This window comes from Mesocryomonas fontinalis, assembly GCF_055730125.2.
Map to the genome: position 1 here is coordinate 130,264 of NZ_JBUZWG020000003.1, position 14,502 is coordinate 144,765.

11 protein-coding genes, 1 tRNA gene and 1 pseudogene are annotated in these 14,502 nt (G+C 67.1%); 5 read left to right on the plus strand and 8 right to left on the minus strand.

Going from position 1 to position 14,502, the window contains the following annotated elements:
• Positions 1–129: 129 nt before the first annotated feature.
• Positions 130–2,430 carry an NADP-dependent malic enzyme gene (locus ACZL02_RS08755; RefSeq protein WP_472937402.1) on the plus strand — a complete coding sequence of 767 codons (2,301 nt, stop codon included), beginning with the start codon at positions 130–132 and terminating at the stop codon, positions 2,428–2,430.
• A 285-nt stretch (positions 2,431–2,715) separates the two neighbouring features.
• Here the strand turns inward: ACZL02_RS08755 and gltX are convergent, their stop codons facing one another.
• Genes gltX through ACZL02_RS08770 form a run of 3 tightly spaced genes read right to left on the minus strand, consistent with a single transcriptional unit; the run spans position 2,716 to position 6,118 of the window.
• Complete coding sequence (gene gltX, locus ACZL02_RS08760; RefSeq protein ID WP_472937401.1) at positions 2,716–4,098, minus strand: glutamate--tRNA ligase; 1,383 nt, start codon at positions 4,096–4,098, stop codon at positions 2,716–2,718.
• A gap of 46 nt (positions 4,099–4,144) precedes the next feature.
• Positions 4,145–4,447, minus strand: coding sequence for a hypothetical protein (locus ACZL02_RS08765; RefSeq protein ID WP_472937400.1), 303 nt, complete (start codon positions 4,445–4,447; stop codon positions 4,145–4,147).
• Positions 4,448–4,450: 3 nt separating this feature from the next.
• Positions 4,451–6,118 carry an NAD+ synthase gene (locus ACZL02_RS08770; protein ID WP_472937399.1) on the minus strand — a complete coding sequence of 556 codons (1,668 nt, stop codon included), beginning with the start codon at positions 6,116–6,118 and terminating at the stop codon, positions 4,451–4,453.
• Between the two features lie 161 nt (positions 6,119–6,279).
• Between ACZL02_RS08770 and ACZL02_RS08775 the strand changes: the two genes are divergently transcribed.
• Entirely contained in the window at positions 6,280–6,852 is a 573-nt protein-coding gene (locus ACZL02_RS08775) for a DUF1003 domain-containing protein (RefSeq protein WP_472937398.1), read from the plus strand.
• A gap of 245 nt (positions 6,853–7,097) precedes the next feature.
• Positions 7,098–7,757 carry a DedA family protein gene (locus ACZL02_RS08780; RefSeq protein WP_472937397.1) on the plus strand — a complete coding sequence of 220 codons (660 nt, stop codon included), beginning with the start codon at positions 7,098–7,100 and terminating at the stop codon, positions 7,755–7,757.
• 238 nt (positions 7,758–7,995) lie between these two features.
• On the opposite strand, the gene ACZL02_RS08785 is transcribed toward ACZL02_RS08780, so the two are convergent.
• The 5 genes from ACZL02_RS08785 to rpiA all read right to left on the minus strand — a co-directional run bounded on the left by ACZL02_RS08785 (position 7,996) and on the right by rpiA (position 13,249).
• Positions 7,996–9,375 (minus strand): class II 3-deoxy-7-phosphoheptulonate synthase, encoded by a 1,380-nt coding sequence (locus ACZL02_RS08785; protein WP_472937396.1) that lies wholly within the window; start codon positions 9,373–9,375, stop codon positions 7,996–7,998.
• A 177-nt stretch (positions 9,376–9,552) separates the two neighbouring features.
• Entirely contained in the window at positions 9,553–10,176 is a 624-nt protein-coding gene (locus ACZL02_RS08790; RefSeq protein ID WP_472937395.1) for a gamma-glutamylcyclotransferase family protein, read from the minus strand.
• Positions 10,177–10,250: 74 nt separating this feature from the next.
• Entirely contained in the window at positions 10,251–11,642 is a 1,392-nt protein-coding gene (gene gor / locus ACZL02_RS08795) for a glutathione-disulfide reductase (protein WP_472937394.1), read from the minus strand.
• Between the two features lie 156 nt (positions 11,643–11,798).
• Complete coding sequence (locus ACZL02_RS08800) at positions 11,799–12,365, minus strand: DUF2059 domain-containing protein (protein WP_472937393.1); 567 nt, start codon at positions 12,363–12,365, stop codon at positions 11,799–11,801.
• Positions 12,366–12,550: 185 nt separating this feature from the next.
• Positions 12,551–13,249, minus strand: coding sequence for a ribose-5-phosphate isomerase RpiA (gene rpiA / locus ACZL02_RS08805; RefSeq protein WP_472937392.1), 699 nt, complete (start codon positions 13,247–13,249; stop codon positions 12,551–12,553).
• 224 nt (positions 13,250–13,473) lie between these two features.
• On the opposite strand from rpiA, the pseudogene ACZL02_RS08810 reads away from it, so the two are divergent.
• A pseudogene (locus ACZL02_RS08810) lies at positions 13,474–14,158 on the plus strand (HAD-IA family hydrolase); the annotation flags it as partial.
• 208 nt (positions 14,159–14,366) lie between these two features.
• Positions 14,367–14,441 (plus strand) — tRNA-Val (locus ACZL02_RS08815).
• Positions 14,442–14,502 lie beyond the last annotated feature (61 nt).

The following is a 14,502-nucleotide window of genomic DNA, read 5'->3' on the forward strand; positions in this document are numbered from 1 at the left end:
CGAACGGCACCCGGCGGGGCCGATGGCGACGGCAAGGCGAAACTCCCGACAAAATGCCAGGCGGCAATTTCCAGAACGGTTCGACTTCGTCTAAGACGGCCGCAGCAGCTGAAATGAACGGGGGACGCCATGTCCGAAAATAGCACCGACGCCAGGCCGAACACGGGCGATCTCGACGAGCAGGCGTTGTTCTACCACCGCTATCCGAAGCCCGGTAAGATCGCGATCCAGCCGACCAAGCCGCTCGGCAACCAACGCGATCTGGCGCTCGCCTACTCGCCGGGCGTCGCGGCACCGTGCCTCGCGATCGCCGCCGACCCCTCGCTCGCCGCCGTCTACACCAGCCGCGCCAACCTCGTCGCCGTGCTGTCCAACGGCAGCGCGGTGCTCGGCCTCGGCAATATCGGCCCGCTGGCCTCCAAGCCGGTTATGGAGGGCAAGGGCGTCCTGTTCAAGAAGTTCGCCGACATCGACGTCTTCGACATCGAGATCGACGCGACCGAGATCGACCACATCGTCGAGGTGGTCGCCGCGCTGGAGCCGACCTTCGGCGGCATCAACCTCGAAGACATCAAGTCGCCGGAGTGCTTCGAGGTCGAGGAACAGCTGCGCAAGCGCATGAAGATCCCGGTCTTCCACGACGACCAGCACGGCACCGCTATCATCGTCGCCGCCGCCGTGCGCAATGCGCTGGAGCTCAACGGCAAGAAGATCGAGGAGGTCAAGATCGTCTCCTCGGGCGCGGGTGCTGCCGCTATCGCCTGCCTCAACCTCCTCGTCGCGCTCGGCGCGAAACTCGGGAACATCACCGCCACCGATATCGACGGCGTGGTCTATGTCGGGCGCGGCAAGCGAACCGACCGCTGGATGGAGGTCTATGCGCGCGACACGGAGATGCGCACGCTGAGCGAAGCGATCGAGGGCGCCGACATCTTCCTCGGTCTGTCGGCCGGCGGCGTCCTGAAGCCGGAGCTCCTGGAAAAAATGGCTCCGCGGCCGCTGATCATGGCGCTGGCCAATCCGACGCCCGAGATCATGCCGAGCCTTGCCCGCGCGGTGCGGCCGGACGCGATGATCTGCACAGGTCGCTCGGACTTCCCGAACCAGGTCAACAACGTCCTCTGCTTCCCCTACATCTTCCGCGGCGCGCTCGACTGCGGCGCGACGACGATCAACGAGGAAATGAAGATCGCCGCCGTCGACGCCATCGCGGCGCTGGCGCGCGAGGAAGTCTCGGAGGTCGCAGCGAAAGCCTACGGCTCGGAGACGCCGATCTTCGGCCCGGAATACATCATCCCCTCGCCCTTCGACCCCCGGCTGATCCTGAAGATCGCGCCGGCCGTGGCGAGAGCCGCGGCCGCGACCGGCGTCGCCTCGCGGCCGATCGAGGATTTCGGCGCCTACATGGACCTCCTCAACCGGTTCGTCTTCCGAACCGGCCTGATCATGAAGCCGATCTTCCAGATCGCCAAGAACAGCGGCAAGCGGGTGATCTTCGCGGACGGCGAGGACGAGCGGGTGCTGCGCGCCGCGCAGGTGATGCTCGAAGACAAGATCGGCGTGCCGATCCTCGTCGGCCGCCCCGCCGTCATCGCCAGCCGGCTGGAACGCTACGGCCTGCGCATTCGGCCGGGCACCGACTTCGAGGTGGTAAACCCCGAGGACGACCCGCGCTACCGCGACTATGTCGACCACTATTTCGAGAAGGTCGGCCGCAAGGGCGTCAACCCCGACACCGCCCGCACCGTGGTCCGCACCAACACCACGGTGATTGCCGCCGTCTCGGTCTCGCGCGGCGAGGCCGACGTGATGATCTGCGGCCTCGAGGGCCGCTATTCGCCGCATCTCGTCGACATCCGCCAGGTCATCGGCGTCGAGCCCGGCACCAACAAGTTCGCCGCGATGAGCCTCCTCATCTCGCAGCAAGGCGCTAAATTCTTCCTCGACACCTATGTGCAGCGTGATCCGAGCGCCGAGGATCTGGCCGAGATGACGGTGCACGCCGCCGTCGAGATCCGCCGCTTCGGCATCGAGCCGAAAGGCGCCTTTCTCTCGCACTCGAACTTCGGCTCGGACGAGACGCCGCAGACCAAGAAGATGCGCCAGGCGCTGAAACTGGTGCGCGAGCGGATGCCCGACCTCGAGCTCGACGGCGAGATGCACGGCGACGTCGCCCTCAACGAGGCGCTCCGCCGCAAGGTGATGCCGAACTCGACGCTGTCGGGCGAGGCCAACCTCTTGATCTTCCCGAACCTCGACGCGGCGAACATCACCCTCAACGTCGTCAAGGCAATGACCGATTCCCTGCACGTCGGCCCGATCCTGCTGGGCGCCGCCTCGCCGGCGCATGTGCTGACGCCATCGGTGACATCCCGCGGCGTCGTCAACATGGCGGCGATCGCGGTGGCGGAGGCGGTGCAGCGGGGGTGAGAGGGGGTAGAGGGGGTAGAGGGGCTGGGTGGCGCACCGCTGGCGCTGGCGCAAGATCCGCCGCACCTCGTCCGGCGCAGACGTCTCAGGCTCGTCATCCCGGCCTTGAGCCGGGACCCATGCCTCTGCGCAAAGGCTTTCTCTCCGGCGGAGGGTGTCAGGGAAGGTCCACCGGACTAGCTGTCTTCAGCGGTTTGGAATGGATCCCGGGTCAAGCCCGGGATGACGAGGCTGATAGGTTTGCGCCCATCGCCCTTTCCCCCATCGCCCCTTTCGCCCCTCGCCCTAAACCCGCCTTGCCAGCGCCCGCTCTCGGCCGATCAGCGGCAGAAGGTCCGCCAGTTCCGGGCCATGGTCGAGACCCGTCAGCGCCTGGCGGAGCGGCATGAAGAGAGGCTTGCCCTTGCGGCCGGTGGCGGTCTTCACCGCAGCGGTCCACGTCTTCCACGTCTCGTGCGACCAAGGCTCTGGCGGCAACAGGTCGAAGGCGGTGGCGAGGAAGGCGCGGTCATCCTCCACGATTGCCGGTGCCTCTGCCGGCAGCTCGCCGAACACCACGTCGCGCCAGACCGACGCATCCGACACCCGCCCGCAATTGGCGCGCACCGCCAGCCAGAACGCTTCCGCCCGATCCTCCGGCACGCCCATGCCCGCCAGACGCTCGGCGACGTCGGCGTAGCCGTAGCCATGCACCAGCTCGGCGTTCAGCCGCTCGACCTCGGCCGGGTCGAATTTCGACGCCGAGGCGGAGACGTCCGAGAGTTTTACCCGCTCCGCCAGCGCCGACAGGCTTGGCACCGCCTCGATCGAGCCGGAGAGCCCGACGAGGGCAGCGAGCGAGGCGACGGCCATCGGCTCGATGCCATCCGCCCGCAGCGAGCGCAGCGACAGCGCGCCGGAACGCTTCGACAGACCCTCCCCGTCGAGCGTCGTCAGGAGGTTGTGGTGGCCGTAATCCGGCACGGTGAGGCCCAGCGCCTTGGAAAGCGCGATCTGGACACCGGTATTCGTCACGTGATCATCGCCGCGGATGACGTGGGTGATGCCCATCGCGCCGTCGTCGACGACGGACGGCAGCGTGTAGAGATAGCTGCCATCTTCGCGCACGAGCACCGGGTCCGACAGCGAGGCAAGGTCGACGCTCTGCGGACCCCGGACGAGGTCGTTCCACGTTACGTCGGTGCGAACGGGCTGGGAGGGATCGCCGGTAAAGTTCGGCAGGAGAAACCGCCAGTGCGGCTGACGGCCTTCGGCTTCCAGTTCCTGCCGCTCCATCTCGTTCAGCCGCAGGGCATCGCGGCCGTAGATCGGCGGCAGGCCGCGCGCGGCGAGACGCTTGCGCTTGCGGTCGAGTTCCTCGGCGGTCTCGTAGCAAGGATAGAGCAGGCCCTTCTGCTGCAGCAGGGTGACCGCCGCATCGTAATGGCCGATCCGCTCGGACTGGCGGTAGACGGCGTCCGGCTGCAGACCGAGCCAGACGAGGTCCTCGAGGATCGAACCGGCATATTCGGCACGCGACCGGGCGACGTCGGTATCGTCATAGCGCAGGATGAACTGCCCGCCCGCACCGTTTTCCTTGGCCAGCAGCCAGTTGAACAGCGCGGTTCTGAGGTTGCCGATGTGGATGTGGCCGGTCGGCGAAGGGGCAAAGCGGACGGTCGGGCTCATCGGGAGATTTCCTGTGTGGTGAGGCGGGACGGCGCGCGTGGCGCGCTCAAATCCCCCGGCCCAGCGTGATCGGCGTTCCCGTGACGAGAAGGTAGGCGAAGAGACCGAGCCCGACGACGAGGAACACCGCGCCCTGGTGGAACTGCCGCGAGGCGTAGCGCCGGTTCGGCTCCATGTCCTCGCCATAGGCGCCGCGCTTTGGGGCGTGGAGGTAGCCGGCGAGACCGAAACCCGCAGGCTTCGGCACCTCCTGGAAGATGCGGCGCATGGCGAGGAAATAGCGCAGCGCGAACAGCACCGCGAGCACCAGCGAGGCGGCGGCGATCGAGTCCAGCGAGATCTCGTCCATCGCTCAGGCCCCGTCGCGGTAGCGGTTGGTGATGGGGTAGCGGCGGTCGCGGCCGAAATTCTTGCGCGTCACCTTCACCCCCGGCGCCGACTGCCGCCGCTTGTATTCGGCGATGTAGAGCAGCCGCTCGATGTGCTTGACCGTGTCGCGGTCGAAGCCGCGCTCGACCAGCGCATCGACGCTGCCGTCATGCTCGACGAGGTGTTCGAGAATGGCGTCGAGGATCTCGTAGGGCGGCAGCGAATCCTCGTCCTTCTGGTCCTCGCGCAGTTCCGCCGAGGGCGGCTTGGTGATGATGCGCTCGGGGATGACGATGCCACCGCTGCCGAGCGAACCGTCGGGAACATGCGCATTGCGCCAGTGCGCCAGCCGAAACACCTCGGTCTTGTAGAGGTCCTTGATCGGGTTGAACCCGCCGTTCATGTCGCCGTAGAGCGTCGCGTAGCCAACCGACATCTCGCTCTTGTTGCCGGTGGTCGCGACCATCGCGCCGAACTTGTTGGAGATCGCCATCAGGATCACGCCGCGGGCACGGCTCTGGAGGTTCTCCTCGGTGACGTCCGCCGGGCGTCCCTCGAAGAGGCTAGCTAACGCCGCGGTGAACCCCTCGACGGGCGCTGCGATTTCGACGACGTCGTAGCGCACGCCGAGCGCCTTGGCGCAGGCTTCGGCATCCTCGAGGCTGGTCGCGGCGGTGTAGCGGTAGGGCATCATCACGCAGTGGACGCGGTCCTTGCCCAATGCATCGACCGCCATCGCCGCGACCACGGCCGAATCGATGCCGCCGGACATGCCGAGGACGACGCTCCTGAAGCCGTTCTTGTTGACGTAGTCCTGGAACCCGAGGACGCAGGCGCGCCAGACGGATTCGTCGAGCGCCGGGATCGCCGCCAGCGGGCCGTTCTCGCAAACCCAGCCGTCCTCGCCGCGCACCCAGTCGGTCACCGCCACCACGGCGTCGAACTGCGGCAGCTGGAAGGCGAGCGTGCGGTCGGCCTGGAAGGCGAAGGAGCCGCCGTCGAAGAGGAGATCGTCCTGCCCGCCCAGCATGTTCGCATAGACCATGGGCAGGTCGGTCTCGATCACCTGCCGCAGCACGACCTGGTGACGGACGTCGAGCTTCTCCTTGTAGAAGGGCGAGCCGTTCGGCACGAGCAGGATCTCGGCGCCCGATTCCGCCAGCGTCTCGCAGACGCCGAGCTGGCCCCAGATGTCCTCGCAGACGGGAATGCCGAGGCGGATGCCGCGGAAGTTCACCGGCCCCGGCATCTCGCCGGCCTGGAAGACCCGCTTCTCGTCGAACTCGCCGTAGTTCGGCAGGTCCACCTTCGAGCGCCAGGCCACAACCTTGCCGCCGTCGAGCATCGCCACGGCGTTGTAGAGGCCGGTCTCGGTGCGCAAGGGGCAGCCGATGATCACGCCCGGACCGCCGTCGGCGGTCTCTTCGGCGAGTGTCTCCACCGCCGCCATGCACTCGGCGACAAAGGCCGGCTTCAGGACGAGGTCCTCCGGCGGATAGCCGGACAGAAAGAGCTCGGTGAAGAGCACGAGGTCGGCGCCCTTCGCCGCGGCCTGTGCACGTCCCCGGCGGGCGAGCGCCAGGTTGCCGGCGATGTCGCCGAGCACCGGGTTGAGCTGGGCCACGGCGAGCTTCAGTCGAGATGGCGTCACGCGGCGGCTCCTTGCCAAGATTTCATCCTGCGTCCCATAGGAAGGGGATATGGCAGGTGCATGACCCGCCTCATATCAAGCGGGAACCGGCGGCGCGAGCCCGAACGAGGGCTGCCGCCGGCGCGGCTGTTCATTTGCCGCAGGCGAACGAGGATGCGACGATGCGCAAGGGTTTTCCCGCAACAAAGGTCCTCGGCTGGATCGGGCGGTCTCTCGAACTCCTGAAACCCGGTGAACGCCGGGTGCTCGACAGCGCCCTCAGCGGCACCACGATTGCGCAGGACGTCACGGCGACCTTCACCGCGCAGACCTCGCTCGGTGGACGGCTGGCGGACGGCATTGCCCGCGTCGGCGGGTCATGGAGCTTCATCCTCTGCTTCCTCGGCTTCCTCGTCGTCTGGGTGTTCCTGAACACCGTCATCCTGTCGCAGGAAGCGTTCGACCCCTACCCCTTCATCTTTCTCAACCTGGTGCTGTCGATGATCGCGGCGATCCAGGCGCCGATCATCATGATGTCGCAGAACCGGGCCGCCGACCGCGACCGGCTGGATGCAAGCCACGACTACGAGATCAACCTCAAGGCCGAGATCGAGATCCTCGCGCTGCACGACAAGCTCGACGAGATGCGCCGCGAGGATGCGCAGCGCGTCGCCGAGACGCTCGAGATCATTGCCCGGCGGCTGGGCGCGATCGAGGAGAGCCTCGCTATCCGGGCCGGCCTGGCAAGCGACTGAGAGAGCCTCGCAAGCCTCGACCGGCAGCTGCTTCTGATCCGCTGGCGCCGGGACGAACCCTACGTCAGTTTGCAAATCCACAGAAACTCACGACATAGGCGCTGCGGGATAGCGGTCGGCCAGACCGTGCACTTGCGGTTTTCCACCGGTGCCGCGAAGAAATTCGAAGCGCATCGGCTTTGGCCGGCTTTGCAAGACAACGGCAGAAGACCCGGGATGAAGCCGGGCGATAGAGTGGGGCGTCAGTGTACGAAATTCTCAGCCTGGTCAGCCAATATGGCCTCATCATCGTCTTCGTCGGGACGTTCTTCGAAGGCGAGGTCTTCGCCATCATCGGCGGCTTCCTCGCCTATCGCGGCTCCTACCCGCTGGAGACGATCGCGCTGCTGGCCTTCACCGGTTCGTTCCTCGGCGACCTCGCGGTCTTCCTGTTCTCGCGCTTCTGGTCCGGCCACCGTTGGGTCTCGCGCTGGAAGGCCAAGCCGAAGTTTGCCAAGGCACTGAGGTTGGTCGACAAATATCAGGCCTTCTTCGTGATCGTGAACCGCTACATCTACGGCCTGCGCATGCCCGGCCTGATCGCGCTCGGCCTGTCCTCGATCAGCATTCCGCGCTTCCTCGTGCTGAACTTCATCGGCGCGGGCATCTGGGCCGGCTTGTTCACCACCATCGGCTACGTCTTCGGCTACTCCATCGGCACGGTCTTCGCCCGGCTGGAACTGATGGAGCGCGGCGTCGGCATTACCCTCATCGTCATCGCCGTCGCACTGTCGGCCTGGTTCGCCTGGCGGCAATGGGGCCCGATTTTCGTGGCACGGGTGCGCGGCGGCAGCACGGCGACAAGCGATGCGGAAGCTGTCCGCGTCAGCTCGAAACCCCGGCCGAGGGGCGATGGCCAGGAATAGCGCGCCACGGAGACCGCGCGGCAGAAAAGCGTCGGGATTGCCACCCCTGCGCTGTGCTCAAGCGTTCAGACGCATCTCTGCAATTCTCTGCGGTTCCGATTGAACCGGCTGATTCGACCCCTGAACATCTCCCCGCAAGCCCGCCCGATACCTCGGTAATGTGCTCAGCAAAAAGGGCCGCCTTTCGGCAGCCCTTCCGTCATTCGATGGGATGTGTCCCGAACGAAGCGCGAGCCCTTTAGAGGTTCGCAACCTGCTTCGGGGCCTGGGCCGCGAGGTCCTTCTTCAGGAGCTCGGCGACCAGGAAGGCGAGTTCCAGCGCCTGGGTGGCGTTGAGGCGCGGGTCGCAATGCGTGTGGTAGCGGTCCGACAGGTCCTCGGCGAGAACCGGGCGCGAGCCGCCGGTGCATTCGGTGACGTCCTTGCCGGTCATCTCGATGTGGATGCCGCCGGCATGGGTGCCCTCCGCGCGGTGCACGTCGAAGAAGGTCTGCACCTCCGTCAGGATCCGGTCGAACGGCCGCGTCTTGTAGTTGTTCAGCGTGATGGTGTTGCCGTGCATCGGATCGCACGACCAGACGACCTTGCGGCCCTCCTTCTCCACGGCACGGATCAGACGCGGCAGGTTCGCCTCCACCTTGTCGTGGCCGAAACGGGTGATCAGCGTCAGCCGGCCCGACTTGTTCTCGGGGTTCAGCACGTCGATCAGCTTGAGGAGGCCGTCGGCATCCATCGACGGGCCGCATTTCAGGCCGATCGGGTTCTTGATGCCGCGGCAATACTCGACATGCGCATTGTTCAGCTGCCGGGTGCGGTCGCCGATCCAGATCATGTGGCCGGAGGTCGCGTACCAGTCGCCCGAGGTCGAATCGACGCGGGTCATCGCCTGCTCGTAGCCGAGCAGCAGCGCCTCGTGGCTGGTGAAGAACTCGGTCTCGCGCAGCGCCGGGTGCGTGTCGGCAGTGATGCCGATCGCCCGCATGAAGTTCATCGTCTCCGAGATCTTGTCGGCGAGATGCCCGTAGCGCTCCGCCTGCGGGCTTCCGGAGAGGAAACCCAGCATCCACTGGTGAACATTGTCGAGATTGGCATAACCGCCCTGCGCGAAGGCGCGCAAGAGGTTCAGCGTCGCTGCCGACTGCCGGTAGGCCTCGATCTGGCGTTCGGGGTTCGGGATGCGCGAGGCCTCGTCGAACTCGATGCCGTTGACGATGTCGCCGCGGTAGGACGGCAGCGAGACACCGCCGACGGTCTCCATGCCGGACGAGCGCGGCTTGGCGAACTGGCCGGCGATGCGGCCGACCTTCACCACCGGCGAAGAGGCGCCGAAGGTCAGCACCACCGCCATCTGCAGGAAGGCGCGGAAGAAGTCGCGGATGTTGTCGGCGCCGTGCTCGGCGAAGCTCTCGGCGCAGTCGCCGCCCTGCAGCAGGAACGAGCGACCCTCGGCCACCTCACCCAATGCCCTCGTGAGCTTGCGGGCCTCACCCGCAAACACCAGCGGCGGGAAGCTGGCGAGGCGCTTCTCGGTCTCTGCCAGTGCCGCGGCATCGGGGAAGTCCGGCATCTGCTCGACGGGCTTCGAGCGCCAGCTTGCGGGAGTCCAGTCCTTGGCCATGCTGTTCTCTCTTTCGGACGTGTGGCACCGGTCTTGAAGCCGGTCGTCGGTCGCCGTGGCGAGCCTGTCGTCGGGTAACTGGGGATCGGGCGCCGTGCTGAAAAGACCGACACCCCTCGCCGGCTTATAGACATGATTGGCGGGGATTGTCACCGTGCGCTGCACCCTTGCGGGAGCTCAGCCTATCGGCCGCAGCATCGCGCCACGCGCCGTCACCAGCCCGTCGAAGAGATCCGCCTCCCCGTCGGCCAGCCGCACGGCCCGCGGATAGCGCGGCGCCTGGCGATCGGCGAGAATATCGGTCTCGAACCCCTCGGTCTCCGCGACGAACCGCTCGACGCCGTCGCGCCCGTAAAGCGACAGGAAACCCTGCAGCACCGCGTCGAGATAGGACTGGAGAATGGTCGCGCCGGTATCGGCGGCGTCGACCTCGGGGTGGATGGCCTCGTAGATATGCACGGCAGCCCCCACCGGCGGGGCCGCCTCTATCGCCGGGGCCGCGACATCGCGCCGGATGTAACCGGCCTCGCGCAGGTCGACGGCGGCAAGATTGTCGGCATGGTCGTAGACCACCACCCCTTGCGTCGCATGGCCCTGGTCGGGCCGGACGGACAGGAGCGCGATACCGCCGGGGCGTGGCAGCCAGAACCGCCGCCAGCCCGTCACCTCGGCCCGGCGGATCGCCAGAAAGCGCGTGCGCAGCGTCGCCCTGTTGACCAGCGAGCCGTAGCCGAAATAGGCGACTACCCGCCCGTCACCCGCCAGCGACTCGAAGTCGGGATGGTCGTCGTGGATCAGCATGGCTGCTCTCGTCTTGGCCGCGCCCCAGCGGCCAGTCGCATCATCATGCGGCAAGCCCCTTGGAGCGCCAATGTCTAGACCCGGGCCCCGTCCTTCAGGCGGTAGGTCGGATCGTACATGGTGACGAGTTCCTCGGCCATGGTCGGGTGCACGGCCATGGTGCGGTCGAAGTCGTCCTTGGTGACGCCAGCCTTCACGGCGATGCCGAGCAACTGGCTCATCTCGCCGGCATCCGGGCCGAGGATATGCGCGCCGACGACCTTGCGCGAGGCGGCATCGACGACAAGCTTCATCAGCATCGGCTCGTCCCGCCCGGCGAGAACATGCCGCATCGGCCGGAACTGCGCGCGGTAGACCTCGACATCGGCAAAGGCCTTGCCCGCCTGCTCCTCGGTGAGCCCGACCGTGCCGATCTCCGGCTGCGAGAACACCGCGGTCGCGACATTGTCGAGATCCGGCTTCGTCGGGCGGTCGCGGAATACCGTGTCGACGAAACACATCGCCTCGTGGATCGCCACCGGGGTCAATTGCAGGCGCTGGGTGACGTCGCCGAGCGCCCAGATGTTGTCGGCGCTGGTGCGGGAATAGTCGTCAACAACAACCGCCCCGCGCTCGTCGACGTCGACGCCTGCGGCCGAGCACCCGAGATTCTCCGTGTTCGCCTTGCGGCCGATCGCCAGCATCACCTCGTCGACGTCCAGCACCTCGCCGCCGCCGAGCCGGGCGTTGAGGCGGCCGTCCGCCTTCATCGACACTTCCGCGATCATCTCTTCGCAGCGGATGCGGATGCCCTTCTTCTTCATCGCTTGGTGCAGGCCCTGGCGCAGATCGTCGTCGAAGCCCTGGAGGATTTCCTTGCCGCGATAGATCAGCGTCGTCTCGACGCCGAGCCCGTGGAAGATGTTGGCAAACTCGACCGCGATATAGCCGCCGCCGAGGATCGCGATCGCCTTCGGCAGGCGCTTCAGGTGGAAAGCCTCGTTGGAAGTGATGCAATGCTCGGCGCCGGGCAGCCCGGGATGCGGATTGGCACGGCCGCCGACGGCGATCAGGATCTTCTCGGCCGTCACCGTCTTGCCGGTCGCGGTCAGGCGAATCGTATGCGCGTCCTCCAGCACGGCGCGGCTGACCAGCACCTCGACGCCGGCCTTTTCGAGATTGCCGCGATAGGCCTTTTCCAGCCGGTCGATCTCGCGGTCCTTGTTGGCGATCAGCGTCGGCCAGTCGAAGCGCGCCGGCCCGACGGACCAGCCGAAGCCCTCCGCATCCTCGAAGTCCTCCGAGAACTTCGAGGCGTAGACGAACAGCTTCTTCGGCACGCAGCCGCGGATGACGCAGGTGCCGCCATAGCGGAACTCCTCGGCGATGGCGACGCGATGGCCGAGCGCCGCGGTTCGCCGCGCCGCGCGCACGCCGCCGGAGCCGCCGCCGATGACGAAGAGGTCGTAGTCGTAAAGTTCGCTCAAGGCGGATCCCTTTGCCGGCAGGATGATGCGGGGGCATGGCGCCGACCCGAAAGGTTCGGACGCCCGCCTGAGATAGGGTGCTCGATGGTACGAAAAAGGCGGCCTTGCGGGGCCGCCTCGTTCACTTTCGGGAGCGCCAGGCGCTGTCGACCGCGGCTATTGCGTCGACGAGCCGGCGGCGGGCGTCGCGGGATCGGTCAGCGGCGCGGTGGCACCGGCCGGCTGCGGCAGCATTGCGGTCATGCCCTCGGCAGCGCTGGCGCGCAGGTCGCGGACGATGCCGTTCGACCAGACGTCGGCGGCGGCCATCATTTCGCGCGAGGCGACGGGGCCTTGTTTCAACAGCTTCTGGCCGGTGGGCGAGCCGTAGAATGCCGCGATTTCCTTGAGTTCCTGCTCGGTGAAGAGTTTGGCATAGGTGCGCGCCACCTCGTTCTCGAGGTCGCCGCGGCGCGGGGCGAGCGCGATCGCGCGCTCGTCGACCATGTCGGAAATCTCCGACTGCATGTTGGGGTTGCTGCCGATCAGGTCCGACTTGATCTGCGTGGCGGCGTTCATGAGGATGTTGTCGAACTGCTCGGTCGAGTCGATCGCATCAATGGCGGCGCGGGCGGCAGCCAGATGCGACGCCGTGGCTTCTTGGGCCAGAGCCGGCGCGCCCGCCATGAGGCCGACGGCTGCCAGTGCGAGCATTCCGCGACGCATCATATCGTTGAGAACCATGAAAGCCCTGTCTCCATCCGTTTGTCGTTCCGTCGAGGACGGTTCCCTACCCAATCGCTCGGGCGTCTAGCAAGTCACATGGCCGGCGGCCCGGCGCCGGGCGCGACGTGCAGCCGGGAGCATGCCCTTGCATGGCCCTGTTCGCCGCGGTCCGCAAGCCCCCGCAAGCAGACCCCGCGCCAGCGTCAGGGCGCCCCGAGGGTCTCGATCCCAGCCTCTCCCGCCAGGATCGCCACCGTGGCCAATCCCAGGAACAGACCGTGTTCGACGACACCGGGAATAGCGTGGAGCGCGCGCGACAGCGCTTCTGGGTCCGGAATGCGGCCAAATGATGCGTTGAGGATAAGGTGCCCGCTATCGGTGATGAACGGCGCGCCGTCCCGGTGGCGGAGCGTCATTTCCCCGTCGAGACCGAGCCGACCGGCCTCGCGGCGCACGGCGAGAAACGTCGCCATCAGCCCGAAACCGTTGATTTCGATCGGCAGCGGGAAGGCGCCGAGCGTTTCGACCCGCTTCGAGGCGTCGGCGATGACGATCATCCGCGCGGAGGCAGCGGCCACGATCTTCTCGCGCAGCAGCGCGCCGCCGCCACCCTTGATGAGGCGCAGGTCCTCGTCGAATTCGTCCGCCCCGTCGATCGTCAGGTCGAGCTCCGGCATCTCCTCGAGCGTCACGATCGGGATGGAAAGGCTTTCGCACAGCGCCGCCGTGCGTTCGGAGGTGGCGACGCCGGTCACCTTCAGCCCGCCGGCGACGCGTTCGCCCAGCGCCCGGATGAAGGCCTCGGCGGTCGAGCCCGTGCCGATCCCGAGCCGCATGCCGTCCTCGACATGCGCGAGGGCCGCCCGCGCGGCACGATCCTTCAGACTGGCGGCGTCGCTCATGCATGTCCCCCGAAACCGGCCCTCCACCGGCCTTGCCCTCGGCTCTATCGCGAAATGCCGGAGCTGTCGAATGACGTGGGCCGCCGCGGCGCCGCTTGACCGCCCGGCGGCGATTGCGCATCAAGCCGCCGGAACGCCGTTCGGGTGCTGGAATGACACAGCGCCAAGGCGCCAAGGCGTCAGGGCGCCAGGGCGGCAGGACGACAAAGCGACAGGAACAAACGATGCCGCAGCCGATCGCCGTGTTCGACCTCGACGGCACCCTCGTCGACACCGCGCCCGACCTTGCCAACAGCCTGAACGCCTGTCTGATCGGCGCCGGGCTTTCGCCGACGACGCTGGACGAAGTCCGTCCGCATGCCGGACACGGTGCGCGGGTGATGCTGCAGCATGCCTATGACCGGCTCGGCCATCCGCTGACGGAAGCCGAGATGGAACGCCAGTTCGCGGTCTTCCTCGCCGACTACGAAGCCCACATCGCCGATCTCTCGGCGCCCTTGCCCGGCGTCGTCGCCGCGATGGACCGGCTGGCGGCGGCCGGCTACCGCCTCGCCGTCTGCACCAACAAGACCGAGCGGCTGGCGGTAAAGCTGCTTGGCATGCTCGGCCTTGCCGAGCGCTTCGCCGCGATCTGCGGCGCCGACACTTTCGCCGGCCGCAAGCCCGATCCGCGCCACCTCCTCGGCACCATCGCGAGGGCCGGAGGCGGCCCCGCCTTCCTCGTCGGCGATACCGCGACCGACACGGATGCCGCCCTCGCCGCCGGAGTGCCTTGCGTCCTCGTCGACTTCGGCTATGCGCCCGACGCGCGCGCCAGAGCCGATGCCTCCATCGTCCTCTCCGACTACGCGCTCCTCGACGCGCCGCTCGCCGACCGCCTGACCGGCCGCCATCGCTGATCCCGGTCCACCGCCGTCCGGTGTATCGGTCCACCGCCGTCCGGTGATCCCCAGCCGTCGCCCTCCGGCGATCGACAGGACGCCATCTCCGCAGCGCCCCCAGAGGCCGATCCTCCCGCTGCCCATCGCCGGCAAAAACCGGTCACGGGGCGGATTGACCTGGCACCCCCCTTGCCCTTATATCCGCCCACCCTCACCAGCGCCCCGGCGCTGCGGATGGTCGCGTAGCTCAGTGGGAGAGCACCTCGTTCACACCGAGGGGGTCCACAGTTCGATCCTGTGCGCGACCACCATTCAACTCCTTGTTTTACAGGAGTTTGACGGCGCCTTACCGCTTTTGCTCCCCATCCGCAT